This is a genomic window from Micromonospora nigra, assembly GCF_900091585.1.
Lineage (GTDB): Bacteria > Actinomycetota > Actinomycetes > Mycobacteriales > Micromonosporaceae > Micromonospora > Micromonospora nigra.
In genome coordinates this window covers 2816583-2842997 of the sequence record NZ_FMHT01000003.1, presented here as the reverse complement: position 1 = coordinate 2842997, position 26415 = coordinate 2816583, and the positions used below count along the sequence as shown (strand labels likewise).

At 70.8% G+C, this 26415-nt stretch carries 26 protein-coding genes, 2 tRNA genes and 1 pseudogene; 21 read left to right on the top strand and 8 right to left on the bottom strand.

Annotated elements, in window-relative coordinates; all coding sequences use genetic code 11:
• Positions 1-331: 331 nt before the first annotated feature.
• The 11 genes and pseudogenes from GA0070616_RS11930 (at position 332) to GA0070616_RS11885 (ending at position 11640) form a co-directional block, all read left to right on the top strand.
• Positions 332-422, top strand: a tRNA-Ser gene (locus GA0070616_RS11930).
• 35 nt (positions 423-457) lie between these two features.
• A tRNA-Arg gene (locus GA0070616_RS11925) sits at positions 458-530 on the top strand.
• Positions 531-1280: 750 nt separating this feature from the next.
• The gene (kdpF, locus tag GA0070616_RS11920) at positions 1281-1370 is read left to right on the top strand and encodes a K(+)-transporting ATPase subunit F (protein ID WP_091080931.1); all 90 of its coding nucleotides are present in this window, start codon (positions 1281-1283) and stop codon (positions 1368-1370) included.
• Positions 1370-3024, top strand: a pseudogene (gene kdpA, locus GA0070616_RS11915) (potassium-transporting ATPase subunit KdpA). The gene kdpF and the pseudogene kdpA overlap by 1 nt, the downstream one beginning before the upstream one ends.
• A gap of 20 nt (positions 3025-3044) precedes the next feature.
• Entirely contained in the window at positions 3045-5252 is a 2208-nt protein-coding gene (gene kdpB / locus GA0070616_RS11910) for a potassium-transporting ATPase subunit KdpB (protein ID WP_091080927.1), read from the top strand.
• Positions 5252-6133 carry a potassium-transporting ATPase subunit C gene (locus GA0070616_RS11905; RefSeq protein WP_091080924.1) on the top strand — a complete coding sequence of 294 codons (882 nt, stop codon included), beginning with the start codon at positions 5252-5254 and terminating at the stop codon, positions 6131-6133. Before kdpB ends, GA0070616_RS11905 begins: the two co-directional genes overlap by 1 nt.
• Positions 6134-6225: 92 nt before the next feature.
• Positions 6226-8781: a sensor histidine kinase gene (locus GA0070616_RS11900; RefSeq protein WP_091080920.1), complete on the top strand. Its 2556-nt coding sequence runs from the start codon at positions 6226-6228 to the stop codon at positions 8779-8781.
• Positions 8778-9461, top strand: coding sequence for a response regulator (locus GA0070616_RS11895; RefSeq protein WP_091080916.1), 684 nt, complete (start codon positions 8778-8780; stop codon positions 9459-9461). Before GA0070616_RS11900 ends, GA0070616_RS11895 begins: the two co-directional genes overlap by 4 nt.
• 1 nt (position 9462) lies before the next feature.
• Positions 9463-9636: a hypothetical protein gene (locus GA0070616_RS28105; RefSeq protein ID WP_175440057.1), complete on the top strand. Its 174-nt coding sequence runs from the start codon at positions 9463-9465 to the stop codon at positions 9634-9636.
• 97 nt (positions 9637-9733) lie between these two features.
• Entirely contained in the window at positions 9734-10372 is a 639-nt protein-coding gene (locus tag GA0070616_RS11890) for a SanA/YdcF family protein (protein WP_342672269.1), read from the top strand.
• Positions 10373-10701: 329 nt separating this feature from the next.
• Entirely contained in the window at positions 10702-11640 is a 939-nt protein-coding gene (locus GA0070616_RS11885; protein ID WP_139128883.1) for a hypothetical protein, read from the top strand.
• A gap of 103 nt (positions 11641-11743) precedes the next feature.
• On the opposite strand, the gene GA0070616_RS28100 is transcribed toward GA0070616_RS11885, so the two are convergent.
• Positions 11744-11893, bottom strand: a complete 150-nt coding sequence (locus tag GA0070616_RS28100; protein ID WP_175440056.1) for a hypothetical protein — start codon at positions 11891-11893, stop codon at positions 11744-11746.
• On the opposite strand from GA0070616_RS28100, the gene GA0070616_RS11880 reads away from it, so the two are divergent.
• Together GA0070616_RS11880 and GA0070616_RS11875 are read left to right on the top strand one after the other, a co-directional pair.
• Positions 11892-12173 carry a hypothetical protein gene (locus GA0070616_RS11880; RefSeq protein WP_091080906.1) on the top strand — a complete coding sequence of 94 codons (282 nt, stop codon included), beginning with the start codon at positions 11892-11894 and terminating at the stop codon, positions 12171-12173. The genes GA0070616_RS28100 and GA0070616_RS11880 overlap by 2 nt on opposite strands.
• 380 nt (positions 12174-12553) lie before the next feature.
• The gene (locus GA0070616_RS11875; RefSeq protein WP_245712962.1) at positions 12554-13141 is read left to right on the top strand and encodes a DUF305 domain-containing protein; all 588 of its coding nucleotides are present in this window, start codon (positions 12554-12556) and stop codon (positions 13139-13141) included.
• Positions 13142-13249: 108 nt separating this feature from the next.
• Here GA0070616_RS11875 and GA0070616_RS11870 read toward each other — a convergent pair whose 3' ends face one another.
• Both GA0070616_RS11870 and GA0070616_RS11865 read right to left on the bottom strand, forming a co-directional pair.
• Positions 13250-13471 (bottom strand): hypothetical protein, encoded by a 222-nt coding sequence (locus tag GA0070616_RS11870; protein WP_018788305.1) that lies wholly within the window; start codon positions 13469-13471, stop codon positions 13250-13252.
• Positions 13472-13788: 317 nt separating this feature from the next.
• The gene (locus GA0070616_RS11865; protein ID WP_091080902.1) at positions 13789-15105 is read right to left on the bottom strand and encodes a hemolysin family protein; all 1317 of its coding nucleotides are present in this window, start codon (positions 15103-15105) and stop codon (positions 13789-13791) included.
• A 493-nt stretch (positions 15106-15598) separates the two neighbouring features.
• On the opposite strand from GA0070616_RS11865, the gene GA0070616_RS11860 reads away from it, so the two are divergent.
• Complete coding sequence (locus GA0070616_RS11860; protein ID WP_091080898.1) at positions 15599-16093, top strand: hypothetical protein; 495 nt, start codon at positions 15599-15601, stop codon at positions 16091-16093.
• An 88-nt stretch (positions 16094-16181) separates the two neighbouring features.
• On the opposite strand, the gene GA0070616_RS11855 is transcribed toward GA0070616_RS11860, so the two are convergent.
• From GA0070616_RS11855 to GA0070616_RS11850, 3 genes are read right to left on the bottom strand one after another with little or no spacing between them, the layout of a single operon-like run.
• Positions 16182-16616 (bottom strand): ChaB family protein, encoded by a 435-nt coding sequence (locus GA0070616_RS11855; protein WP_245712736.1) that lies wholly within the window; start codon positions 16614-16616, stop codon positions 16182-16184.
• A gap of 15 nt (positions 16617-16631) precedes the next feature.
• Positions 16632-16790, bottom strand: a complete 159-nt coding sequence (locus GA0070616_RS28095) for a hypothetical protein (protein ID WP_175440055.1) — start codon at positions 16788-16790, stop codon at positions 16632-16634.
• Entirely contained in the window at positions 16787-17197 is a 411-nt protein-coding gene (locus tag GA0070616_RS11850) for a DUF1622 domain-containing protein (RefSeq protein ID WP_091080894.1), read from the bottom strand. The genes GA0070616_RS28095 and GA0070616_RS11850 overlap by 4 nt, the downstream gene beginning before the upstream one ends.
• Before the next feature lie 144 nt (positions 17198-17341).
• Here GA0070616_RS11850 and GA0070616_RS28090 point away from each other — a divergent pair, with 144 nt between their 5' ends.
• A complete protein-coding gene (locus GA0070616_RS28090) occupies positions 17342-17515 on the top strand; it encodes a hypothetical protein (protein WP_175440054.1) in 174 nt (57 codons plus the stop codon).
• A gap of 13 nt (positions 17516-17528) precedes the next feature.
• Here the strand turns inward: GA0070616_RS28090 and map are convergent, their stop codons facing one another.
• Positions 17529-18311: a type I methionyl aminopeptidase gene (gene map / locus GA0070616_RS11845; protein ID WP_091080891.1), complete on the bottom strand. Its 783-nt coding sequence runs from the start codon at positions 18309-18311 to the stop codon at positions 17529-17531.
• Positions 18312-18374: 63 nt separating this feature from the next.
• Here map and GA0070616_RS11840 point away from each other — a divergent pair, with 63 nt between their 5' ends.
• The 3 genes from GA0070616_RS11840 to GA0070616_RS11830 all read left to right on the top strand — a co-directional run bounded on the left by GA0070616_RS11840 (position 18375) and on the right by GA0070616_RS11830 (position 21819).
• Complete coding sequence (locus GA0070616_RS11840) at positions 18375-18677, top strand: helix-turn-helix transcriptional regulator (RefSeq protein ID WP_091080887.1); 303 nt, start codon at positions 18375-18377, stop codon at positions 18675-18677.
• 236 nt (positions 18678-18913) lie between these two features.
• Entirely contained in the window at positions 18914-20242 is a 1329-nt protein-coding gene (locus GA0070616_RS11835; protein WP_091080884.1) for an NAD(P)/FAD-dependent oxidoreductase, read from the top strand.
• Positions 20242-21819: an aminotransferase class I/II-fold pyridoxal phosphate-dependent enzyme gene (locus GA0070616_RS11830; protein WP_091080881.1), complete on the top strand. Its 1578-nt coding sequence runs from the start codon at positions 20242-20244 to the stop codon at positions 21817-21819. The genes GA0070616_RS11835 and GA0070616_RS11830 overlap by 1 nt, the downstream gene beginning before the upstream one ends.
• A gap of 85 nt (positions 21820-21904) precedes the next feature.
• On the opposite strand, the gene galE is transcribed toward GA0070616_RS11830, so the two are convergent.
• On the bottom strand, positions 21905-22957 hold the full coding sequence (gene galE / locus GA0070616_RS11825; RefSeq protein WP_091090541.1) for a UDP-glucose 4-epimerase GalE: 1053 nt from the start codon (positions 22955-22957) through the stop codon (positions 21905-21907).
• Between the two features lie 199 nt (positions 22958-23156).
• Between galE and GA0070616_RS11820 the strand changes: the two genes are divergently transcribed.
• Genes GA0070616_RS11820 through GA0070616_RS11810 form a run of 3 tightly spaced genes read left to right on the top strand, consistent with a single transcriptional unit; the run spans position 23157 to position 26394 of the window.
• The gene (locus tag GA0070616_RS11820; RefSeq protein WP_091080878.1) at positions 23157-24332 is read left to right on the top strand and encodes an inositol-3-phosphate synthase; all 1176 of its coding nucleotides are present in this window, start codon (positions 23157-23159) and stop codon (positions 24330-24332) included.
• Positions 24329-25255: an HD domain-containing protein gene (locus GA0070616_RS11815; protein WP_217628189.1), complete on the top strand. Its 927-nt coding sequence runs from the start codon at positions 24329-24331 to the stop codon at positions 25253-25255. Before GA0070616_RS11820 ends, GA0070616_RS11815 begins: the two co-directional genes overlap by 4 nt.
• Positions 25252-26394 carry a class I SAM-dependent methyltransferase gene (locus tag GA0070616_RS11810; RefSeq protein ID WP_217628188.1) on the top strand — a complete coding sequence of 381 codons (1143 nt, stop codon included), beginning with the start codon at positions 25252-25254 and terminating at the stop codon, positions 26392-26394. The genes GA0070616_RS11815 and GA0070616_RS11810 overlap by 4 nt, the downstream gene beginning before the upstream one ends.
• Positions 26395-26415: the final 21 nt, after the last annotated feature.

Below are 26415 nucleotides of genomic sequence, written 5' to 3'. Positions count from 1 at the left end.
CGGCCGGTCGGGATCCGGTGGCTGGAAGAGCACCGTGGGAGCCTTCTTCGCCCGGCGTGGGCGCGTCGGACCGGGGTCCTCGTCAGACGGCGGGGGCGGTTCGGGCGCGGCTGGGGCCGGCGGCGGGGTGAAGGTCGCCCGGGGAGAGCGGCGGCGCGCACTCTCAGCAGGCTCTCGGCGGTTCGGCTCGCTGGGCGGCTGCTCCTGCATGCCACTGGAGCGTAGTCCTGATCACGCCTTTGCACAGCCGGCGAGGGCCGGGCAGGTAGTCGCTTTGCCCCGAGTGGGTCGCTGCCTGTATCCTCGGGCGCGGTGGTCTGCGGGCCACCAGGGAGACTTCGCCTAGTCTGGTCTATGGCGCCGCACTGCTAATGCGGTTGGGGTCTTAAAGCCCCTCCCGGGTTCGAATCCCGGAGTCTCCGCGCGAAAGCCGGTGTGTAGACTGGCCGAGCACCGAGCGCCCGTAGCTCAACGGATAGAGCATCTGACTACGGATCAGAAGGTTAGGGGTTCGAGTCCCTTCGGGCGCACAAGATTGTGAAGGGCCTGACCCGCGGAAACGCGGGTCAGGCCCTTCTTGCTGTCTGGCCTGCGTGGACGGTGGGTGTCACGTGGGTGCGATGTGGGTGCAGCCCCGGAAGCGGCCTTCTCGCGGGTTTCTCGGGACGTGACCTGCGACTTCGCGGCCTGCTTGCGCTTCGTGGGGGCCGGAGCACTCGTTTTCGGTTCGTCGGCGCCGGGGTGCCGGCTTCTGGGCCGCGGGGGTCGGGTCGGTTTTGCGGGCGCTGGCTTTGGCGTGCAGGCGCACCGGGGGCAGCCCGGCCCGGCGGACGAGGATTCGGAACCGGGTCGCGTGGTCGCGTGGTCCGCGCCCCGTCGGCGGCTGGCGAAACCTACCCGACCAGTACGGCAGGGCGGTGCCCGGAGAGTCTCCTGAGGCGTGCGCGGGCCGCGGCTCGACGGCCCTGCTGGAGGACCTGCCTCCACTGCTGCCGTCGTGGGGCGGCCCGACTGCCCCTGCCCCCCGAGGTGGCCGGGGTCACCTGGTCGTGGGACGGCGTGAAGAGAGCGTTAAAAAGCGCCGGATCGCCGTGATGGTCGCGTTATAGCCCCTGTCGTTGAGGGACGGCTCGCGTTGTGATTGCCCGGCGCGGCCGATCGGCGGCCGTGACGAACAAGTCCGGTACATGAGGAGTCAGCGTGTCTGACGTGGTGTTCGTGGTGTTGACGGTGGTGCTGTTCGCAGTGCTCGCCCTCGTGGTGAGGGGTGTGGAGAAGCTGTGAGTGCCGTCAACGCGATCGGTCTGGTGCTGGCGATCGGCCTGGCCGTGTTCCTGGTGGTCGCCCTGCTGTTCCCGGAGCGCTTCTGATGACCGTGACGACAGCCGGTGTGCTGTTCATCCTGTCGCTCGTCGCGGCCCTCGTCGCCGTGCACAGGCCGTTCGGCGACTACCTGTACCGGGTGGTCACCGGGTCGAAGCAGTCCCGAGTCGAGCGGGGGATCTACCGTCTGGTCGGGGTCAACCCGGCCGCCGGGCAGAGCTGGGGCGTGTACGCCCGCAGCGTGCTGGCCTTCTCGGCCGTGTCGATCCTGTTCCTGTACACGTTCCAGCGCCTGCAGAACCACCTGTGGCTGTCGCTGGGCTTCGACCCGGTGATCACTCACGGGGCGTGGAACACGGCGGTGTCGTTCGTGACCAACACGAACTGGCAGTGGTACTCGGGTGAGTCGACCATGGGTCACCTGGTGCAGATGGCCGGCCTGGCGGTGCAGAACTTCGTCTCCGCCGCGGTCGGCATCGCCGTCGCGGTGGCGCTGGTCCGGGGCTTCGCCCGCGCCCGCACCGGTGACCTGGGCAACTTCTGGGTCGACCTGACCCGGATCACGCTGCGGATCCTGCTGCCGATCGCGGTGCTCGGCGCGCTCGCGCTGATGATCGGCGGGGTGGTGCAGAACCTCTCCGGCGGCACCGAGGTGACCACGCTGACCGGCGGCACCCAGACCGTGACCGGCGGGCCGGTGGCCAGCCAGGAGGTGATCAAGGAGCTGGGCACCAACGGTGGCGGCTTCTACAACGTCAACAGCGCCCACCCGTTCGAGAACCCGACCGCGTGGACGAACTGGCTGGAGATCTTCCTGATCCTGCTGATCCCGTTCAGCCTGCCCCGGGTCTTCGGCCGGATGGTCGGCCAGAACCGGCAGGGCTACGCGATCGCCGCCGTGATGGCCATCCTGGCGATCGCCAGCATCACCCTCACCAACGTGTTCGAGCTGACCGGCAACGGCACCGTGCCGCAGGCCGTGGGTGCCGCGCTGGAGGGCAAGGAGGTGCGCTTCGACGTGTCGAACTCAGCCACGTTCGCCGCCGCCACCACGCTCACCTCCACCGGGGCGGTCAACTCCTTCCACGACTCCTACACGGCGCTGGGTGGCGGGACACTTCTGGTCAACATGATGCTCGGCGAGGTGGTCCCCGGTGGGGTCGGCGCCGGCCTGTACGGCCTGCTGGTCCTCGCGGTGATCACCGTGTTCGTCGCCGGTCTCATGGTCGGCCGGACCCCGGAGTACGTCGGGAAGAAGATCAGCTCACGGGAGATGAAGTTCGCGTCCCTGTACTTCCTGGTCACCCCGGCGCTGGTGCTGATCGGCACGGCGGCGGCGTTCGCCACGGGCAACAACTCGACCGCGTTGAACATCGGCCCGCACGGCCTGTCCGAGGTGCTCTACGCGTTCACCTCGGCCAGCAACAACAACGGCTCCGCGTTCGCCGGCATCACAGTCAGCACGCCGTGGTGGAACACGGCGCTCGGGCTGTGCATGCTGCTCGGCCGGTTCCTGCCGATCATCCTGGTGCTGGCCCTGGCCGGCTCGCTGGCCCGCCAGCAACCCACCCCGCCTCCGAGGGCACCCTGCCCACCCACCGGCCGCTGTTCGTCGGGATGGTCGTCGGCGTCACGGTGATCCTGGTCGCGCTGACCTTCCTGCCCGCGCTCGCGCTCGGCCCCCTGGCTGAGGGGCTGTGACATCCATGAGGAAGAAGGACATGACCACCTCCAGGCCGGCGCCGCACGACACCGCCGACGCGGCGACCGCCGGCACACCGGCCACCCACGGCAACCGTGGCGGCGGGCTGCTCGACCCGAAGCAACTCATCCGGTCGCTGCCGGACGCGCTGCGCAAGCTCGACCCACGCAGCCTGTGGCGCAATCCGGTGATGTTGATCGTCGAGATCGGCGCCCTCTTCACCACCGTTCTCGCCGTCACCGACCCGTCCGTCTTCGCCTGGGCGATCACGATCTGGCTGTGGCTGACCGTGGTCTTCGCCAACCTGGCCGAGGCCGTCGCCGAGGGGCGCGGCAAGGCCCAGGCCGCTGCCCTGCGGAAGGCGAAGACGGACACCGTCGCCACCCGCGCCCTGGGCTGGACCCCGGGCGTCGCCCCCGGCATCTACCGCACCGAGAGCGTCCCCGCGCCGCAACTGCGCCAGGGCGACATCGTCGTGGTCGAGGCCGGGGAGATCATCCCGGGCGACGGCGACGTGGTCGAGGGCATCGCCAGCGTCGACGAGTCGGCGATCACCGGCGAGTCCGCTCCGGTGATCCGGGAGTCCGGCGGCGACCGCAGCGCGGTCACCGGCGGCACGAAGGTCCTCTCCGACCGGATCGTCGTGCTGATCACGCAGAAGCCGGGCGAGAGCTTCATCGACCGGATGATCAACCTGGTCGAGGGCGCCAACCGGCAGAAGACCCCGAACGAGATCGCGCTCAACATCCTGCTCGCCGCGCTGACGATCATCTTCCTGCTCGCGGTGGTCACCCTCCAACCCCTCGCGATCTTCTCCAAGAACCACCAGGGCGCGGCCCCGGACACGCAGGCGATCACCGACTCAGGGGTCAGCGGAATTGTGCTGGTCTCGCTGCTGGTCTGCCTCATCCCGACCACCATCGGCGCGCTGCTGTCCGCCATCGGCATCGCCGGCATGGACCGCCTCGTCCAGCGCAACGTGCTCGCCATGAGCGGGCGGGCGGTCGAGGCCGCCGGTGACGTCAACACCCTGCTGCTGGACAAGACCGGCACGATCACGCTGGGCAACCGGCAGGCCGCCGAGTTCCTGCCCGTCGACGGCCTCGACGGGGCAACGGTCGCGGATGCCGCGCAACTGTCGAGCCTCGCCGACGAGACTCCCGAAGGGCGCTCGATCGTGGTGCTGGCCAAGAACGAGTTCGGCCTGCGCGAGCGGGAGCCGGGTCTGATCCCGCACGCCACCTTCGTGCCGTTCACCGCACAGACCCGGATGAGCGGCGTCGACCTGACCCCGGACGCCACCGTCGACGGCGGCGCGACCGGGCCGGCGCGCCGCATCCGCAAGGGCGCCGCCGCAGCGGTCATGAAGTGGGTACGCGACAACGGCGGCCACCCCACCGAGCAGGTCGGCCAGCTTGTCGACGAGATCAGCGGCATCGGCGGCACCCCGCTGGTGGTGGCCGAGCACATGACCGGCGAACCGGCCCGGGCGCTCGGCGTCATCCACCTCAAGGACGTGGTCAAGGCCGGGATGCGGGAGCGGTTCGACGAGATGCGCGCGATGGGCATCCGGACCGTGATGATCACCGGTGACAACCCGCGTACCGCGCAGGCCATCGCCGACGAGGCGGGTGTGGACGACTTCCTCGCCGAGGCCACCCCGGAGGACAAGCTCGCCCTGATCCGTAAGGAGCAGGAGGGCGGCCGGCTGGTCGCGATGACCGGCGACGGCACCAACGACGCGCCCGCGCTGGCCCAGGCGGACGTCGGCGTGGCCATGAACACCGGCACGTCGGCCGCGAAGGAGGCCGGCAACATGGTCGACCTCGACTCCGACCCGACCAAGCTGATCGAGATCGTGGAGATCGGCAAGCAGTTGCTGATCACCCGGGGTGCGCTGACGACGTTCAGCATCTCCAACGACATCGCGAAGTACTTCGCGATCATCCCGGCCATGTTCGCCGGCATCTACCCCGGCCTGGACGCACTCAACATCATGCGGCTGGCCAGCCCCGAGTCGGCGATCCTGTCCGCGGTCATCTTCAACGCGATCGTCATCATCGCGCTGATCCCCCTCGCGCTGCGCGGGGTGCGCTACCGGCCGGCTGCCGCGTCCCAGCTGCTCGGCCGCAACCTGCTGGTCTACGGCCTCGGCGGCATCATCGTGCCGTTCGTCGGCATCAAAGCCATCGACCTTCTCATCCAGTTCATCCCAGGGATCTCGTGATGCGCCTACCCACCTGGCTCGCCCAGCACCTCGCCGCGCTGCGCGCAGTGCTCGTCTTCACCGGTCTGCTCGGGCTGGTGTACCCGCTCGCCCTGGTCGCCGTCGGCCGGCTACCCGGCCTCGACAGCCGGGCGAACGGCTCGCTGGTCGAGGCCGGCGGCAGGACCGTCGGCAGCTCGCTCATCGGCCAGTCGTTCACCGACGCCGACGGCAACCCCGTGCCGCGTTACTTCCAGTCCCGTCCCTCGGTGGCCGGCGACGGCTACGACCCCACCTCCACCTCGGCCAGCAACCTCGGCCCGGAGGACATCGTCGACACCCTCGCCACCGACCCCGACGACTCGACGCAGAGCCTGCTCACCCAGGTCTGCGCCCGCAGCAAGGCCGTCGGCGAACTCGACGACGTCGACGGGAGCCGTCCCTACTGCACCGCCGACGGGGTCGGCGCGGTGTTGGCCGTGTTCCGGCGCGACGGGCTCACCGGCCCGGTCACCCGCGTCGTCAGCGTCAACCAGACCCCACCCGCCACCCCCTTCCTCACCAAGTACGAGGGCGTCCCGGTCGAACTCGCCACACCGGGCGAGGACTACCGGGCCGCCGGAGCGACCATCGTCCCGATCCGGGGCGACGCACCCCCGGAACCCGCGGTGCCCGCCGACGCGGTCACCGCCAGCGGCAGCGGCCTCGACCCGCACATTTCCCCGGCGTACGCGCGGATCCAGGTGGATCGGGTGGCACGGGAGCGCGGCATGGACCCGGCGGCGGTCCGGCGTCTGGTCGAGGAGCACACGACCGACCGGGCGTTCGGCTTCATGGGCTCGCCCGGCGTCAACGTGCTGGAGCTCAACCTCGCCCTCGACGAGAAGTTCCCGGCACGCTGACACCACGGCGCCGGTCCGGGACTGTCGACATGGCCCCGGCCCGGCGCCGGCCAGCCCACCGAATCAATCCGCTGGGGGAGAGGACTCCTGCTGTGACACGAGGGGAACTGCGCATCTATCTCGGTGCCGCACCCGGCGTCGGCAAGACCTACGCCATGCTCGAAGAGGCGCAGCGTCGCGCCGAACGCGGCACCGACGTCGCCGTCGGCCTGGTCGAGACCCACGGTCGCCCACACACCGCCGCCATGATCGGCGACCTGGAGATCGTGCCCCGCCGGATGCTCCACTACCGGGGTGCCGAGTTCACCGAGATGGACCTCGACGCGGTGCTGGCCCGCCGGCCCGAGGTCGCCGTCGTCGACGAACTCGCACACACCAACGTGCCCGGCTCCCGAAACGGCAAACGCTGGCAGGACATCCAGGAACTCCTCGATGCCGGGATCACCGTGCTCACCACGATGAACATCCAGCACCTGGAATCGCTCAACGACGTCGTCGCCCAGATCACCGGCGCCACCCAACGGGAAACGGTCCCCGACGCCGTTGTCCGCGCCGCCGAACAGGTCGAACTCGTCGACATGACACCGGAGGCGCTGCGCCGTCGGATGGCCCACGGCAACATCTACCGCCCCGACAAGATCGACGCCGCGCTCGGCAACTACTTCCGTATCGGCAACCTCACCGCCCTGCGCGAACTCGCCCTGCTCTGGCTCGCCGACAAGGTCGACGCGCAACTCGACGCCTACCGTACCCAGCAGGGCATCTCCGCCACCTGGGAGGCCCGCGAACGGGTGGTCGTCGCCCTGACCGGCGGGCCGGAGGGCGAGACACTGATCCGGCGGGCCGCCCGGATCGCCGCCCGCAGCAAGGGTGCCGACCTGCTCGCCGTGCACGTGGCCCGCAGCGACGGCCTCGCCGGCGCGGACCCCGCCCAGCTCGCCCGGCAACGGAGTCTCGTGGAGAGCCTCGGCGGCACCTACCACCACGTTCTCGGTACCGACGTGCCGGCCGCGCTGCTCGACTTCGCCCGCGGCGTCAACGCCACCCAGCTCGTCCTCGGTGCCAGCCGCCGCGGCCGCTTCGCGCAACTGTTCTCCCCGGGCGTCGGGGTCACCACCACCGCACTGTCCGGCCCCATCGACGTACACCTGGTCACCCATCCCGAGGCCGGTCGCGGCCGGCAGGCCGCCGCGGTGCCGGCTGCGCTGTCCCGGCGCCGCAGGCAGCTCGGGTTTGCCCTCGCCGGGCTGGGGCTGCCCGCCCTTACCGCAATCCTCAAGGCCCTACCCGATCTCACTCTCACCAACGACATCCTGATCTTCCTCGCCGCCGTCGTCGGTGTCGCCCTGGTAGGGGGCCTCTGGCCGGCGCTGGTCGCCGCGCTCGGTGGCTTCCTGCTGCTCAACTGGTTCTTCACCCCGCCCTACTACACGCTCACCATCGCCGAGAAGGACAACCTGCTCGCCCTCGGCGTGTTCGTGGGTATCGCCGTCGCGGTCAGCGGGGTGGTCGACGTCGCCGCGCGGCGTACCCGGGAAGCGGCCCGGGCGTCCGCCGACGCGCAGACCCTGGCCACCGTCGCCGGCAGCGTGCTACGCGGGCAGCGCCCCCTGCCGGCGCTGCTCGACCGGCTGCGGGAGACCTTTGCCCTGCGCGCGGTCAGCGTCCTGGAACTGGCCGCCGATGCGGAAAAGCGTCCGGGTCGTGCCGGTGACGACACCGCCTGGCGGGTTGTCGCCAGCGTCGGCGACGCGCCAGCGGGCAGCCCGAGCGCGGGCGAAACCTCGGTGCCCGTCGACGACCGGCTCACCATCGTGCTCTGCGGTCGCCGGCTGGAGGCCGCCGACCGGCGGATCGTCGAGGCGTTCGCCGCGCAGGCCGCCGTTGCGCTCCGGCAGGAACGCCTGGCCGAAGAGGCCGCCGCCGCCCGGCCGCTGGCCGAGGCCGACCGGATGCGTACCGCGCTGCTCGCCGCCGTCAGCCACGACCTGCGCACTCCCCTCGCGTCGGCGAAAGCCGCGGTGTCCAGCCTGCGCAGCCACGACGTCGACTTCGACCCGGACGATCAGGCCGAGTTGCTGGCGACCGCCGACGAGTCCCTCGACCGGCTCGGCCGCCTCGTGGCCAACCTGCTCGACATGAGCCGCCTGCAAGCCGGCGCACTCGGCATCAACGCCACCGCGATCGGCCTGGAGGACGCCGTACCCCGAGCCCTGGACGAACTCGGCCCCGATGCCGCCAACGTCACCACCGACATCCCCGCCGACCTGCCCGCCGCCACCGCCGACCCGGGCCTGCTGGAACGGGTCCTGGTCAACCTCGTCGCCAACGCCCTGCGCCACAGCCCACCCGGACAACCACCCACCATCACCGCCAGCGCCCACTCCGGCCAGGTCGAACTCCGCGTCATCGACACCGGCCCCGGCATCCCGCAGGACCAGTGGGACCACGTCTTCCTGCCGTTCCAGCGCCTCGGCGACCGCGACAACAGCACCGGCGTCGGCCTCGGCCTCGCCCTGTCCCGCGGACTCGCCGAGGCCATGGGTGGCAGCATCACCCCGGAGACCACCCCCGGTGGAGGACTCACCATGGTCCTGCGACTGCCCGCCGGCACACCGACCGAACCAGCGGAGGGCCCACAGGAATGACCCGGATACTCGTCGTCGACGACGAACCCCAGATCCTGCGCGCCCTGCGCATCAACCTACGCGCCCGCGGCTACGACATCGACGTCGCCGCCACCGGCACCACCGCGCTCAAGGCCGCCGCCAGCCACCCACCCGACCTCGTCGTACTCGACCTCGGACTGCCCGACCTCGACGGCGTCGACGTCATCCGCGGCCTCCGCGGCTGGACCACCGTGCCGATCATCGTGCTCTCCGGCCGCGCCGGCAGCGACGACAAGGTCACCGCCCTCGACGCCGGCGCCGACGACTACGTCACCAAACCCTTCGGCGTCGACGAACTCCTCGCCCGCGTCCGCGCCGTCACCCGCCGCCACACGACCGGCACCGACCCGACCAGCCCGACCGCGAGGCTCGGCCGGCACACCGTCGACCTCGCCGCCCACACCGTCACCCACGATGACGGCACCGCGATCAAACTGACCCCCACTCAGTGGAGCGTTCTCGAAACACTGCTGCGCAACCCCGGCAAGCTGATCAGCCAGCGCCAACTTCTCCGCGACGTCTGGGGACCGGGCTACGAGACGGAGACCGGCTACCTGCGCCAGTACATGGCCCAGCTACGCCGCAAACTCGAACCCGACCCCACCCGGCCCCGCCACCTCATGACCGAACCCGGCATGGGCTACCGCTACCAGCCATGAAATGGCAGGACCCAGCATGGACATCCTCAAGTACGCAGCCCTGGCCGTGATCGCCGTCGCCGCGATCTTCCTCGCCGTCGCCGCCGGGGCGGGCCTGCTGAACCGGACACCCCTTCGCCGTCCACCACACACCCCGCCGCAACAGAACGACGACGACCATCCGCGAGGCCGATAGACACGCGGGCATACTTGCGGACATGCGGGGACACGTCTTGCGGCCGGGCGTTCGGCGTACGCCATCGGGGTCGAAGGTGCGGTGGTGGTGGCGTGCGGTGATCGCGGCCGTGATCGGCGCGGTGCTGCTCGTCGCCGGCACCACGGCGGCCGTGGCGTGGGCCCGCGACGGCTCCGAGGGGCACATCTTCACCGAGGACGATGTGCCGGAGGCGCCGGTCGCGCTGGTGCTGGGCACCCGCGTCCTGCCCGACGGAACGCCGTCGCCGTTTCTCCTCGGTCGGCTGGAGGTCGCGCACCGGCTGTTCACCGCCGGCAAGGTCCGCGCCATCCTGGTGTCCGGCGACAACATGACGGCGGAGTACGACGAGCCGAGCGCGATGCGGCGCTGGCTGGTCGACCAGGGCGTACCCGCCGACAAGGTGGTGCGCGACCACGCCGGCTTCGACACGTACGACTCGTGTGCCCGTGCCAAGCGCATCTTCGGCGTCGACCGGGCGACAGTGGTGACCCAGACCTTCCACCTGCCCCGCGCTGTCACCGTCTGCCGTCAGATCGGCATCGACGCCACCGGGGTGGGCGACGAGACAGCCCGGCGGTACGAGCGGATCTGGCGGATCAGCTCCAGCCGGGAGCACGGGGCGAGCGTCAAGGCCGCGTGGGATGTGCTATGGGGTCGGGACCCCGCCCACCTGGGCCGACGCGAGACCGGCATCGAAGACGCCCTGCGTAGCTGACGGCGCGGAGCCGGCGGGTATCCGGTAGGCATGCCGGCGGTCTCGATCCGGCGGGCACGCCCTCGACGGGCCACTGCTGCCACGCGAGGGGTCGACCATCCGCGATGGCTCTCGCCAAACGCCCCTGGTATCGGGTGCCGACCCAGTTGATATGGGTACCGGACCAGTTTGGTATTCCCCGTCAAGAGATCGATCTGATGGAATGTTCTTGCAGCCACTCACGCCGGTGGGCAGGCGCAATACCTCCTTGCGTTACCCAACCATGGTCGGGACCGGACATGATCTTCGAGCATTCCTTCGCATTTACCGACACTGAAAGGGAAGCGTAGATGTCAATGAAAAGGGGCAAGAGTTTCGCCGTGCTGGCGATACTGACGCTGTTGTCCGCGTTGGTGGTGGTGGTGACGCCGGCGGCGAGCCGCCCTGCCGCCGCCGCAACCCGGACGTGGACCGGGCATGTCGACTGCTACGGCAACCTCACCAACACCGGCATCAACCTCAAGGCCGGAGACCGCGTGCAGGTGACCAGCGCCACCGGCCTCTGCTACTTCTACCCGGGTCGGCCGTCCAACCGCATGCCCGGTGAGGGACTGAACTCCCGAATCGGCGCGAGTGAGTTCACCCACGGGGCCCCGGTCACCGCCACGGCGCCCATGGACGGCGCGCTGTTCTTCTACTTCGGGGACAGCCAGTACCAGGACAACTCGGGCAACGGTTACACCGTGACGGTGACTGTCCTCTCGGGTGAGCGGTGCCAGAACTTCACCACCACGAGCGAGTACCTCAAGTTGTCGATCGGCGATCTCTTCCGCGGGGTCCAGATGCCGTCCCACATCCGCCAGTTCGCCGACCGGTCCCTGATCAGTCGACCGCTGGCCTACATGCAGCTCAAGGGCAGCTGGTGCTACCAGAACAACCAGGTCACCTGGAGGAACATCCGTCCCGTCCAATCGCAGCTCACCGGTGACGGGCTCACCGGCCTCGTGCTCTCCGTGCAGAGCACGGCCACGGGCACCGTCGAAGTGGAGAGCTACAACGGGGCCACCCGCTACCGGATCTCCCAGACCAAGGCTGTCGTCTACCTCGAAGTCCCGGTCGCCGTCAATCTCACCATCGAAGGTGTCGGCTTCACCCTTCCCGCCGGCGCCCGGCGGCCCATCTACACCATGGTGATGGACACCGTGCTCACCGGTTTCGGCGACGTCTCCTGCGCCGCCACCGCTTCCGCCCCGTGCAGGGCGCAGGGGTCGGCCGAATACACGCGGTGATGAGCCTCGTGTGCCGCTGAACCATGACCGCTTCTCCGGTCGTCCCACAACCGGGGCCGCCCCCGCTGCGCGAACCGCGCAGCGGGGGCGGCTCCACTCCCGGTCAGCGCTGGGCCTGCCGGATCCGCGCCGGATCGCCGAAGACCGACAGCATCGCCTTGCCGCGCTTCCAGCGCCTGCCGAAGGCGCTCCACCAGCCGAAGTGCAGTGGACCTTGACGGTGGCCGCGCCGGTGGGATAGGAAGCCGTACATGAGCCGGGCCGGGGTGCGCACAGCGAGGGTCAGCGCCGCGTCGGTCGTGCTCGTGCCGCTGCTGTTGTTGAACGCTTATCTGCTCGCCTGGTTCCTGCCTGAGCTGAGCGACGGCCGTCGTCCGTGGTTGTGGATCGTGATCTTCGCTTTGACCGCGGCGTCGCTGGTGTGCCTGGCGAGCGGCTGGTTCCGGCGGCACCGCTCGGCGCGGTGGTGGCTCTGGCCGCTCGCCGCCGCGCTGCTCGTCGCGATCAGCTGGCCGGCCGTCGCGCGCCTCTAGTGCCGCATCAGGCAACGTTCACCCTGTCGGAGGACGCCCGACTCCGACACGCCGCAGCCAGGCACACCCGTCCCGCACCGGTCACGTTGCGCCCTGCTCGGAGCGTGGCAGGGATCGAACCGAGAGCCGAACGAACGTGACGGCCCGCCTGGCTTTCCCATCGTCGCCGGCGGGTTTCGCAGGAATTCGAGATCAACAACCCAGCCCACGAGTAATGAGTATTTCCTGAATCGTGCGCCGCTGAGCCGGGATGATCGGTTCGCCCGGTCAAGCCGTGGGTACGGGCGACCGGGTAGGGGCGGAACCACGGCGGCTCGCCGGCCGCACCCTCGGTCGGAGCTGACGAGAGGTCACGACGAAGGAATGGAGGCTCACGGGTGATGGACGAGCGGAACTCGGACGGGTCCGGTCGCGGCAAGGGAATGTCGCACGAGACGAAGATGTACCTGCGTTTCGGGGCGATGATCCTGACCGCCATGGTCGTCATGTACGGCGTGATGTATCTGAGTACGTGGCGGTGGAGCGACATCCGCTTCAGCGAGAGCCGCATGTTCATGGCGTTCGCCATGGGCGGCACGATGGGCCTGGTGATGCTCGGCTGGATGCGGAACATGTACAGCAACACCAAGGCGAACCTGGGCATCGTCGCGGCGAGCATCCTGCTCTTCGGTACGGGGGTGGTCCTCGACCGCAGTCAGGCCACCGTGGACGGCATCGGCTGGATGAACTCGATGATCCCGCACCACTCGATGGCCATCACCAGGTCGGAGCGGGCCGACATCGAAGACGTGCGGGTCTGCCGGCTTGCCGTGGAGATCAGCGAGGCGCAGCGGCGGGAGATATCCGAGATGAAGTGGCTCATCGAGGACATCCGGCGCAACGGCGTGGCCGAGACCCCCGAGGAGGCGCAGGCCCGACCCGTCCCCGAGTTCGACGCGTCCGCCAGCCGCCAGTGCCCCGGCGGTTGAGCACGTCGATCAGACCGATGACGACCGCGGTGATGCCGGTAACTTCCACGAGAGCCGATGCCCGGTGGCTCGGGGGATCTCCTGGGCCACCGGGCATCCGCGGTGGTGCTACTTCGCGCCGGTGAGGGCGACCAGGGCGTTGGCGGTGCGGAAGTACGGGTTGCGGCCGAGGTCGCCGACGGTGGTGATGTTGAAGGCGTCCTTGAGCAGCTTGGCGTCGCCGTCGCTGACCCCAGCGAGGGCGGACACCGGGGCGTCGACGATCTCGGTGAGGGTCTTGTCCTGGTAGGCCTTGTCGACCAGCTTGGTGAGGTCGGCGGTGACGGGCATGCACACTCCTTCGAAGTCCCGATCGGGCAATCCGACCGGCTACGGACAAACTAGCCGAATTAGATCATGGGGCGGGTGTTCGTCTCCACTGTGGACCGCCTGGGCGGTTCACGCGCCCAGCATCTTCTTGACCGTTACGAACGCTCCCTCGACGACGGCGGAACGCGCGACACACAGGCTCCGGTGAAACCTCCACCCGGAACCCTTGTGCGGCAACGGGGTCAACGGCGTCCATGATGGATGCCGTCGCGCCGAGAAACTACCAACGCCACCTGAGAAGTAGCTGAACGCACTCGCGCGATCACTGTCGGGTGGGGTCAGTGGCGTGGCTCGTCCTCGTCGACCCCGTGCGCGTCGCCGCGTACCGGGGCGGTGCGCAGGCGTACCCGGGTGATCGCCCGCCCCGTCACCTCCGCCACCTCGGCGGTCAGGCCCGACAGCTCGACGACCTCGCCGGACGTCTTCGGGATGTGGCCGAGATGCGCCAGGACCAGGCCCGCCACCGTCGTGTAGTCGCCAGCCTCCAGGGTGTTCGCGTCGAGGTCGATGCCCACGTCCGGCAGATCGTGCAGCGGGAAGCCGCCCGCCATCAGCAGCGCCCCGTCCGCCTCCCGTACGACGGCCTGCACGTCCCGGTCGGTCTCGTCGTAGATCTCCCCGACGATCTCCTCGACCAGGTCCTCCATCGTCACGATGCCGTCGATGGAGCCCCGCTCGTCCACCACGAGGGCGAACTGCTGCCGCTGTGCGCGCATCTCCCGGATCGCCTCGGTCACCTTCAACGTCTCCGGCAGGAGAAACGGCGGGCTGGCGTGCTCGGCTACCGGACCGTCCTGGTCGAGCAGGTCCCGCATGTGCACCACGCCGACCGTGTCGTCCAACCCGCCGCGTCCGACCACCGGGGCGCGGGTCTGCCCCGACCTGCCCAGCTCCCGCAGCGCCTGCGGCGCGGACAGCGACTCGCTGAGGGTGACCACGTCCCGGCGGGGCACCAGAATCTCGCGCAGCACCCGCTCGGCCACCTCGAACGCCCCCGAAATGATCATCCGGTGTTCGGGGGTGAGGTTGCGCTGCGCGGCGACCATGTCCCGCAGTTCCTCGGTCGTGACCTCCTCCCGCCGGGCCCGGGGATCGCCACCCGTCAGCCGTACGACCGCGTCGCTGGCGGCGCTCAGCAACCACACCGCCGGCCGGGAGAACGTCGACAACGCGTCCAGTGGACGGGCGACCAGCAGTGCCCAGCCCTCCGCGCGCTGCATCGCGATCCGCTTCGGCGCCAGCTCACCCAACACCAGGGTGACGAAGGTCAGGACGATGGTGACCAGCACGATCGACACCGGCTCCGCCGCCGATCCCAGGAAACCCAGCGGCTCCACCAGCGGCGCCGACAGCGACACCGCCGCCGCCGCGGAGGCGAGGAACCCCGCCAGGGTGATACCGATCTGGATGGTCGCCAGAAACCGGTTCGGGTCCCGCGCCAGCCGCGCCAGCACCCGGCCGCCCCGGGAAGTCCGTTCCAGGCGCTGGAGCTGGCTCTCCCGCAGCGACACCAACGCCATCTCGCTACCCGCGAACACCGCGTTCACCAACACCAACACGAACACGAGCGTGACCTGCACGCCATAGCCACCCACGGCTTGTTCGACGCCTCCCTCGACCGGGCTCTCCGGAGCGCCACCGTATCGGCGGCCGCCACACCGGTGTCGTGTTCCCCCGCGATCCGGGTGAACCACAACCCCTCACCGTGGTGCTTCGATCAGCCGACGGACGTGTCCAACCGGTCGTGGTGACCGTGGTTGTGCTGTGGCCGAAGCAATGGCCGGGCCTCGGATGTGCAGCATCTGTGAAGTTCGCGATCGTGACGTCTCCGGAACGGACCGCGTTCGGATACATCCGGTGACGGGACACATCGCCCCGGCAGCGGCCACCGGACCCGCCCGGGAGCCGCGAGCCCAGGACCGGCCGGAACCCCGGCCGGCGAGCCACGAACTCGCCCCCGCCCCGGCGCGGGAGGCCACCCTGTTCCGACGGCGGACGCATCGATCGTCGGGCCCTACGTCTGCCGCACCCGGTCGTCACCGCGTCGGTCACCACCGAGCCGGCCGTGCCTCGAGTCAGGAGAATGTCATGCGTACCAACACAGCCATCAAAGCGGCACTGGCCACCTTCGCGGTCGGCGCGGTGCTGGGCGTCGGCGGGTTCGCGATCGCCGCGTTCGTCCAGGAGAGCACCACGGATCCGGTCGTGGGCTCTGCCGAGTCCTTCTCGGCCGTCACTGTCACCGGCGCGCAGACCGGCACCCTGCTGCCCGGCGAAAGCGCGTACGTCACCCTCACGCTCACGAACCCGAATGCGAACGTGAAAGCCAAACTGGTGTCCGTCACCCCCGGCGAGGTGGTTGTCGACACCGTCGTCGACAGCGCCGACGCCGTCTACTGTCAGGGCCAGATCGAGTTGTCCACCCTCGGCGCCGACCCCATCTTCCCGACGCTCGCCGTGAGTGAGGCGAACTTCCCGTTCAAACTGACCGACGCCGTGACGCTCAAGCCCGACACCGACATCCGTTGCCAGGGCATGACCTACCACACCACGTGGACGACCACGTTCGAGGCGGTTCGCTGAGGGGCGCTGGTGTCGGCAACTGCTCGGGAGCGAACCGCAGCGGGCGGGGCGTGGCGCTTCTGACCGCCCGCCGGGACGTCGGGAGAGGCTACTTGCGGCGCGCCTTCGCGGTGGCGCGGGCGTTGGCCTTCTCGATCTCGTCGACCAGGTCGCCCTTGTTGATGTTCTCCGGGTCCTCGATCCCCACTCGGCGGGCCACGTCGTCGAGGTGCCCCTTGCTGGCGTTGGCGTCGACTCCCTGGGCCGTGTCGCGGCGCTGTCGCAGCGAGGCCGGTGTTCCCTGGGCGGCCTGCGGGTCGGAGGGGCCGCTGTGCTCCTTGGGTTCCCAGTGGTCGCCGACCTTCTCGTGGGTGTGCTTGAGGGACGCGTACGCGGCCCGGTGGGCGCGGCCACCGTCGTCGTACGTCTCCTCCGCCGACTCGAGGGTCTTCTTGTACGTTCGTACCGCCTTGTCGTCGGAGCGCGCGATGGTCGACGGTACGTCGTCGCGCATCTGCTCGGCCTGTTCGTGCTTGTCCGGCATGCTCGCCTCCTCCGATCACGGTGGCCGCCCGTACGGCGGCCGACGGCTCGGGACGACGACCCGGATCATCCCGACTCGGATCTGCATGCCCGCCGTACCCCGGTGGAAACCTGTGGTGATGATCGCCGCCGCGCCGACGCAGGCGAGGGCGGCGTACCCGAGCAGGGTGCTCACGCCAGACGCCCGGCCCGGGTGTGGGCCGGGTCGGTGTGCGGATGGTGCCCGGCCTCGACGAGTTCGCGGCGTTCCTGCCTGATCTCCCGGGCGAGGAAGAAGTTCAGCGCGGTACGGATCGCGGCGACCGCGGCCAACTCGGCGATCTCCCGCAGCGTGGGCGCGATCGCGGTGCGGAGGATGTCGCTGGCGAGCTGGAACTCCAGGCCGAGGGCCAGGAACCGGCCGAGCGCCAGACGCACCGGGACGAACGCCCCGGTCCTGCGATCCCGGAGCGCGACGACGACGAAGCGCACCAGCGCCACCACCGCGCCGACGAAGATGATCAGAGCTCCGGCGGCCTCGATCACCCGCACCAGGAGATCCACCAGCTCCGACAGCCACTTCTCGCTGAGCACGTCACCCATGCCGACGTGTCCTGCCCCCATGTCCGCCTCGGCATGCGTGGCCATCCACACCCCCCGTACGGGGGCCGGGTACGCCGAACGGGATTCGGCCCGACAGTTCGGGGCATAGCGTGGAGGACGCCGACAGAGCAGAGGGGGCGTGCGGTGACCGAGCCGGAGGAGAACCAGGAGAAGAGCCCGAAGACCGACCGGGTGCTGTTCTCGCCGGACGGGGACCCGCACCACACCGTGGCGCAGGCGCCCCAGCCCGACGAGCACCTGAAGCCGACCGTGACGGTCGACGGGCACACGGAGCCCGTCGACGACGAGCAGACGTAGGGTAGGCGGACGCTTACGGTCGGGCGTGCCTGGGCAGGGTGAGGATCTCGGCTCCGTCGTCGGTGATGGCGATCGTGTGCTCGCTGTGTGCGGTGCGGCAGCCTGTCGCGCTGCGCAGCGTCCAGCCATCGGCGTCGGTGACGAGCCTGGCGGTGTCCGCCATGACCCATGGTTCCAGTGCCAGCAGCAGCCCGGGGCGCAGCCGGTAACCGCGACCGGGTCGCCCCGTGTTCGGGACGTGCGGTTCCTGGTGCATGGTCGATCCGACGCCGTGACCGCCGAACTCGGTGTTGATCGGATATCCCGCCCCGCTGAGGACCGAGCCGATCGCGTGGGAGATGTCACCGATGCGAGCTCCGGGGCCGGCGGCGGCTATCCCGGCGCTCAGTGCGCGCTCGGTCGCGTTGATCAGCTCGACGCTCTCCGGGGGCTGCGTGTCGCCCACGACGAAGCTGATGGCGGAGTCGGCGACAACTCCGCCAAGGCAGACCGCGAGGTCGAGCGACAGCAGGTCACCGTCGGCAAGCTGGTAGTCGTACGGCAGTCCGTGCAGCACCGCGTCGTTGACCGAGGTGCAGATGTGGTGGCCGAACGGCCCGCGTCCGAACGACGGCTCGTAGTCGACGTAGCAGGACTGCGCCCCGGCCTCGATGATCATGCTCTGGGCCCACCGGTCGATCTCCAGGAGGTTCGTGCCGACCGTGCTGCGGTTCTTCAGTGTCTGCAGGATGTCGGCGACCAGGGCGCCGGTGTCCTTCGCTCGCAGCAGGTCCGAGGGGTTCAGGATCTCGATCATGCGGCGCCTTCCTCGCACCCAATAAGTATCCCGTCCATGTTATCCCGGTACTAGAATCGGCCCATGGTCAGGTTGCCGCTCACTCCCGCAGAGGTCGAGCGCGGACAGCGCCTCGGAGCCCTTCTGCGTCGCGCCCGGGGGAACCGTTCGATGCTCGGCACCGCGCTGAACGCGGGCGTCTCGCCGGAGACCCTTCGGAAGATCGAGTCCGGGCGCGTAGCCACCCCGGCCTTCCCGACCATCGCCGCGATCGCTGGTGTGCTCGGCCTTTCCCTCGACGCGGTGTGGGCCGAGATCAGCCAGTCGGACGGCGGGGCCGGACTCGCGGGATCGGATCGTGGCCCCGCTGAACGGTTGGCCTCGTAGGTCTCGGCACCTTCGTCCACTGTGGACGTGGGCTATGCTCTCCGTCGGGCCTGCCGGCGTGAGACCGGGCCGTGCGGCGGAGGCAGCGGGGCCAGACGCCTAACCGACCCGGTGACCTGCTCCGGCCGTGGCGGCCGGCGTCGATGCGCGTACCCGGGCTGCTCCTGGGGTGGGTTTCCCGCCGTCGCAGCCCCTACCTGCGCCTGCACCGCCACCGCCACAACGACGAAGGACCGATGCAGATGTACGACGTGATCGTCGTCGGCGCCCGCTGTTCGGGTGCGTCCACCGCCCTGTTGCTCGCCCGACGTGGCCACCGCGTGCTGGTGGTGGACCGTTCCTCGTTCCCCAGCGACGTCATCTCGACGCACTTCCTCTGGCCGCACGGGATGTCCTACCTCAACCGGTGGGGACTGCTGGACCAGGTCCTGGCGGTCACCCCGGCGCACACCACGGTCGAGGTGGTCAACGACGGCATCTCGCTGACCGGCTCGGTGCCGATCGAACTGCTGCGCGAGTACTTCCGGGACCTGCACGGCGACGACTCGGACGTGGTGCAGAGCTACGCCTCCGTGCGGCGTCGGGTGCTCGACGAGATCCTGGTCGACGCGGCGGCCAAGGCCGGTGCCGAGGTACGCACCAGCTTCACCGTCCGGGAGTTGATCGTCGAGGACGGGCAGGTCGTCGGCATCCGGGGGCGCGCGCCCGACGGGGAACTGGTCGAGGAGCGGGCCCGGATCGTGGTCGGCGCCGACGGTCGGAACTCGTTCGTCGCCCGTACCCTGGCGCTGCCGAAGTACGACGAGCGCCCCCGCTGCACGTTCGCCTACTGGAGCTACTGGTCCGGCTTCGACCTCGGCCCGGCACAGCTGCACCGGCGTGGCCGGCTGGCCTGCGCGGTGGTGCCGACGAACTTCGCGCAGAACATGGTCCTGGTCTGGGGGCCGAGTGAGTGGTCGCGGGAGTTCCGCGGTGACGTGCCGGGCAACTACCAGAAGGCGTTGGACTTCGTCAGTCCGGAGCTGGGCGAGGTGGTACGCACCGAGGGGACCAGGGAGGAGCGCTTCTACGGCACCCTGGACCAGTCGGCCTTCCTCCGGCCACTGCACGGGCCCGGGTGGGTGCTCGTCGGTGACGCCGAGTCTGCCAAGGACCAGTGCACCGCGATCGGCATGACCCACGCCTTCCGGGACGCCGAGCTGGTCAGCGCCGCACTCGACCGGTGGCTGCGCGGTGACGCGTCGATCGACGCGGCGATGACCGCCTACGGGGACCGCCGCCGGAGCCAGAACGCCGCCGCCTACCACGACTACGTCTGCACGCTCGCCGAGATGCGCCCGTACCGGCACGACGAGTTGCAACTGTTCGTCGCGTTGCGCGGCAACCAGCAGGAGACCGACCGGTTCATCGCCACGCATGCCGACGTCGCGCCGGTGTCGGAGTTCTTCCAGGCGTCCAACCTGTTCCTGCTCAACGACGCCGCGAAGGAGTCCTCCGCCGACCACGCGGTCTTCGAGAACTTCGCGGAGACCTCCCGCAGCTACCAGCAGAACATCTTCGCCTGATGATCCCCCAGGGAGACGACACCGTGACCATCGAGCTGGACCAGCGTGAAGACGGCGAACTCATCGGGATCATCCTCCAGGCGGCGCAGCGCGGGGACTTCGAGACCATGGCGCGTACCGCGCCCGAGGTCTCCGAGATGACCCGCAACTGGGCCACCCACATCCCGTGGGACGACCTCGCGGCGCTCGAGGGAGCCGACGACGAGCTGGCCCGGGTGGTCGCCGACCTCACCGAGATGTGGGAGCCGGCCCACCTGCGCAATCCCGTCGACCCCGACGAGGAGTACGCGCTGGACAAGAACGCGTACGACTTCTACCGACCCGCCGGCCGCAACCTGCTGACCCGTACCGAGGACTTCTACGGCTGGGTGCAGGCCCGCCGCCGTACGGAGACCTGGCAGTACTCCCGGGTGCTGGAGGCGGCGCCGGACAGCATCGCCCAGATCACCAACGACCTGGGCCGGCGGGCGCGGGGCATCAACTTCAACTCGCAGGACTACCTGTCGTTCAACACCCACCCGGCGATCCGGGAGGCGGCGACCAGGGCGATGCACGACTACGGGCCGCACAGCGCCGGCTCGCCGATGGTGCTGGGCAACACCCGCATCTCCGACGAGCTGGAGGCGGCCCTCGGCGACCTGGTCGGGCTCGACCACGTGACACTCTTCCCGACCGGCTGGGCGGCGGGCTTCGGCGCGGTCGTCGGTCTGGTCCGGCAGTCCGACCACATCCTGATCGACCGGCTGGCCCACTCCTGCCTCCAGCAGGGGGCACGGGCGGCCACCCGCAACGTGGTCCGCTACGAACACCTCAACGTCGAGGCGGTGCGCCGGCACCTGACCGAGATCCGGGCCACCGACACCCGCAACGGCATCCTGGTGGTCACCGACGGGCTCTTCTCGGTGGACGCGGACTGGCCGGACCTCGTCACCCTGCAACGCGTCTGCCGGGAACACGACGCCACCCTGCTGGTGGACGTGGCACACGACCTGGGCTCGATGGGGCCGGGTGGCACGGGCGTGCTGGGGATGCAGGACCTGCTCGGCAGCGTCGACGTCGTGATGGGCGCGTTCTCCAAGACGTTCTGCTCCAACGGTGGCTTCGTGGCGTCGAACTCGCCGGCCCTGAAGCAGTACATCAAGATGTTCGGCGGCTCACACTTCTTCTCCAACGCCCTGTCACCGGTGCAGACCGCGGTGGTGCGGGAGGCCACCAGGATCATCCGGTCGGCCGAGGGGGACGCGCTGCGGGCCCGGCTCTTCACCGCGATCCACGCTCTGCGTGACGAGCTGACCGACCGGGGGCTGACCTGCATGGGTGAGCCGTCACCGATCGTGCCGCTACTGATCGGCAACGAGAAGCTGGCGCGGACGGCGAACCGCCTGCTGTTCGACCGGGGGGTGCTGGCGTTCATGGTCGAGTTCCCGGTGACCCCGACCGGCTCGTCGCGGTTCCGGCTCCAGGTGCAGGCCGGGCACCGACCCGAGGAGGCCCGCGAGGCGGCCCGGATCATCGAGGGCGCCATCGCCGACTCCCGGGCGTACCTGTCCAGCGCCTTCGGCAGCGCTCCCCGCTGACGGCGTCACCCGGTGGGCGGGCGTACCCGGAACGCAGGCGTCAACAACAGCGGGAACAGCATCAGGACCGTTGCCGGTTCGTCTTCTACCGCGCCGACGCACGCTGAGCCCGCTCGGCCTGCCGGAGGTCGTCGGCCGGGTGGTCGGGCAGCAGCAGTTCCCGCCGACGGGACCAGGCCAGCGAGTCGGCGATGCCCGCGGCCAGGTCCCGCTCCGCGCGCCAGCCGAGCAGGTCCCACGCCAGGCGGCTCCGGGTGTACGCGCCGGCGCTGTCGCCCGGGCGGCGTGGTGCCTCGACGACGGCGACCGGGTCGTCGACCAGCGCGTTGAACGCCGACACGAGTTCGAGCACGGTCGTCCCTGTGCCGGTGCCGAGGTTGACCGCGGTGTGCCGGGGACCGTCGGCGGTGAAGAGGCGGTCGAAGCGTTCCAGGGCCCGCAGATGGGCCGTGGCGAGGTCCCAGACGTGCACGTAGTCGCGCAGTCCGGTGCCGTCGCGGGTGGGCCAGTCGAGGCCGGTCAGGGGGAACGGCACACCTGTGCGGTGGGCGTGCACGAGTCGGCCGAGGGCGTGTGAGGGTGTGGGGAGCTGCGGGCCGGTGCGCAGCGCCGGGTCGGCGCCGATCGGGTTGAAGTAGCGCAGCGAGAGCACCCGGAGCGGGCTGCTGGCGGCGATGTCGGCCAGCATCCGCTCCACGACGAGCTTGGTGTGCGCGTACGGGTTGCCGGCCCGCAACGGCGACGCCTCGTCCACGGCGAGGTCCGGGCCGGGTTCGTAGATCGACGCCGACGAGCTGAAGATCAGCCGCCGTACGCCGTGGGCGAGCAGTCGGTCGACGAACTCCAACGTCGCGGCCACGTTGGCGCGGTAGTAGTCGACCGGGCGGGACACCGAGTCCGGCACGACGATCAGCGCCGCGCAGTGCACCACCGCCTCGATGTCCGGGTGGTGGCGCAGGACGTGGTCCACCGTCGCGGCGTCGGCCACGTCGCCCTCGTGGAAGATCCGCCCGTAGCAGAACTCGCGCCGGCCGGTCACCAGGTTGTCGATCACGACCGGTGTGTGGCCGGCGTCGAGCAGCCGGGACGCGACCGTACTGCCGATGAATCCCGCGCCGCCCGCGATGAGCACCTTCACGACCAGCCCTCCCCCCGAGGCGAACCGTGGGTGAGCACCCGCCCCCACCTGCATCCTGACCTCGGTCGACGGTCCGGCGCCGGTGATTGCCACAGCGCGCCCGCTGTGGCGGTCCGCCCGGAATCAGGGGGAATGTGCCGGCCCTTCTTGGGTATCCGGCCGCCCGAGTCCGACCGGCCGGGTCGACACGGGAGGAACCATGACGGAGCAACGCATCGGGGTCGCGGTGGTCGGGCTGGGCGGCGCGGTGGCCACGACCGCGGTCGCCGGGGTGGAACTGCTGCGCCTCGGTATGCGGGACCTGTCGGGGCTCCCGCTCGCCGACCGCAGGGATCTGGTGCCGTACGAGGCGCTCGTCTTCGGGGGTTGGGACCTGGCCCCCGACGACCTCGCCAAGGCCGCCCACCTGCACCGGGTGGTGGAGCCGGCGCAGCTGGACACCGTCGCGGGCCCGCTACAGGCGATCAAGCCCTGGCCGGCGGTGGCCGACCCGGCGTGGTGTCGCAACGCGGCCGGCGCCAACGTGGTGCCGGTCGGCCCGCTGCGGGACCGCGTCGCGCACCTCCGGGAGGACCTGCGCCGGTTCCGGACCGGACAGCAGCTGGAGCGGGTGGTGGTGGTCAACCTCGCCTCCACCGAGGCGCGGCCCGACCCCGCCACGCCCGTACTGGCGGGGCTGGCCGCGTTCGAAACGGGCCTGGACCGCGACGACCCGGCGATCACGCCGGGCCTGCTCTACGCGTACGCGGCGCTGCGGGAGGGCTGCCCGTACGTCAACTTCACCCCGAGCCTCGGGGCCGACGTGCCGGCGCTGCGCGAACTGGCCGAGCGGGACCGGGTGCCGGTCGCCGGCAAGGACGGCAAGACCGGCCAGACGCTGGTCAAGACGGTGCTGGCGCCGGCGTTCCGGTCCCGGGCGCTCGCCGTCGAGGGCTGGTACTCGACCAACATCCTCGGCAACCGCGACGGGCAGATCCTCGACGACCCGTCGTCGCTGGCCAGCAAGCTCGACACCAAGGGCTCGGTGCTCGACGAGATCCTCGGCTACCCGGTCGACGACCACGTGGTCCGCATCGACTACTACCGTCCCCGCGGCGACGCCAAGGAGGCCTGGGACAACATCGACCTGATCGGCTTCCTCGGCCAGCGGATGCAGATGAAGGTCGACTTCCTGTGCCGGGACTCGATCCTCGCCGCGCCGCTGGTGCTGGAGCTGGTGCGGTTGGTCGCCGAGGCGGCACGCCGCGGCGAAGGCGGCCCGCAGGAGCAGCTCGGCTACTTCTTCAAGGCCCCGATGACCCGCGACGGCGGTCCTGCGCAACACGCCCTGCACGCGCAGGAGCAGGCCCTGCTGCGGTGGTTGGACGCGGCGTGACCGTCGTGCTGGCCGGGCCGCCGGCGCAGCGACTGGCCGCGGTGGCGCCGGTGTTCCGGCAGATCGGCGACCTGAAGCGGGTCCGGGTGGCGCACGCCGACGGGTCCGCCGCCGAACGGGCCTTCGTCCGGGCCTGGACGGCACTGGTCGCCGGTGCCGACCCCGGGGCGGTGGCGGCGCGGGAGTGCGCCGCCGCGGTGGCCGGGGCGCGCCTCGGCGGCCTGGACGCCCCCACCCTCACCGCCTGCGGCCTGTCGGCACCGGACGTGGAGAACGTCCTCGCCGGGGCCGTCGCCGAGTTGGCCGACGCGCTGCACCCGGGCACCGTCGGCCGGCTGCACGCCGCGCTGCCCGAACTGGCGGCCGACCACGCCGCCGAGGACGGCGGACCGCCGTTCGTGTCCGCGCTGCGCCGCCAGCCCCGGGCCGGGGCCACCGCCCCGGGCCGGGCGCGCCTGGTCGTCGAGCCGGCCGAGAACCACGCGGAGCACTGCTGGGCGGTTGCCGTCTACGGCGCGCTGCTCGCCGAGGACGTCGGTGCCGACCCCGGATCGGCGTTCCTGCTCGGGTTGGCGCACCACCTGCACAACGCCCGGCTCCCCGACGCCGGCTTCGCCGGGGAACTGCTGCTCGGCGAGCACCTCGGGACGGTCACCGACCGACTCACCGAGATCGAACTCGCCACCCTGCCCGCTCCGCTCGCGGCGCGGGTACGCGCCACGTTGACGGGCCGGGCGGACGCGCACAGCCCGCTCGGGGCGGCGTTCCACGCCGCCGACGTGCTGGACCGGGTCCTCCAGGCACACCACCATGCCCGGGCGGCGGCCTTCACCGCCGAACAGGCCCTGGTCGACCTGGAACTGGTGCACGACGGGCCAGTCGCCGGATACCACCACGCCGTGCTGCGGGCGGCAGGGCTGTGACCACCGTCGAAACGCCTGTCACCGACGCCGGATGGCGCGGCCCGGACGGCAGCGGACTGCGGGCCGACACCCCGCACACCCTCACCGACGGTGTGCGCCGCTGGCCGGTCGTCGACGGCATACCGTGGCTGCGACCCGGACGTGACGAGCTGCGCGAGGTCGCGGTGGCGGCGCTGGACGCCGGTGACCCGGGCGGTGCGACGGTGTCGCTGCTCGCCGACGCCGACGACTGGTGGGACGGTCCGGCTCCGCCGCCGCACCGGCTCCGGGCGGCGCTGCAGGCCCGGACCCTGACCGAGGCGGTGGACCTGCTCGGCCTCGGCCGGGTCGGCACCTACTTCCGGCACCGCTGGTCCGACCCCAGCTGGCTGGCCGTGCTGGCGCTCACCGCGGCCCATCCGCCGGCCGGTCGTCCGGTGGTGGACCTGGCCTGCGGCGCCGGGCACCTGCTGCGACACCTCGCCCTCCACGGGCACCCCGACCTCACCGGCGTGGACGTCGTCTTCGCCAAGCTGTGGCTGGCCCGCCGCTTCGTGCTGCCGCCCGCCGCGCCGGTCGCGCTGGTCTGCGCCGACCTGACCGCCGGCTGGCCGCTGCCCCCCGCCGCCGGCCCGCGTCACGTCGCCTGCCACGACGCGCTGTACTTCCTCCCCGACAAGGCCGCCTTCGTGGCCGCCGCGGCAGCCGCCGCCGGCCCGCGTGGAGCGGTGCTGCTGGGGCACCTGCACAACGCCCGGCATCCGGCCGGCCGGGCCGGACTGCCGCTGCTGGCCCAGGAGTGGACGGCGCTGCTGCCCGGCGCCACCGCGTACGCCGAGGAGGAGCTGACCGCCGCGACGGCCGGCGGGCGGCCCCCGATGCCGGCCACCGACGCGGCGCTGGCGGCCACCGAGGCCCTCGGGCTCGCCCGCGACGGGGCCGAAGCGCCCCCCGACCCGGCACTGCTGCTGCCCGCCGCGGGCACGTCGCTGCGTCGCAACCCGCTCTACGCCGACGGCGACCGAGTCTGGCCGGACGACCGGTGGGCGGCCGAGTACGGCCGACGGGCGGCGACGTACCTGCCGCCGCACTGGCCCGACACACCCGGGCCGGACGCGGTGCACCGCCGGCTCCTGCTCGACCTGCCCGAGCGGTGGTGACCGCCATGGCCGACCCGGTGC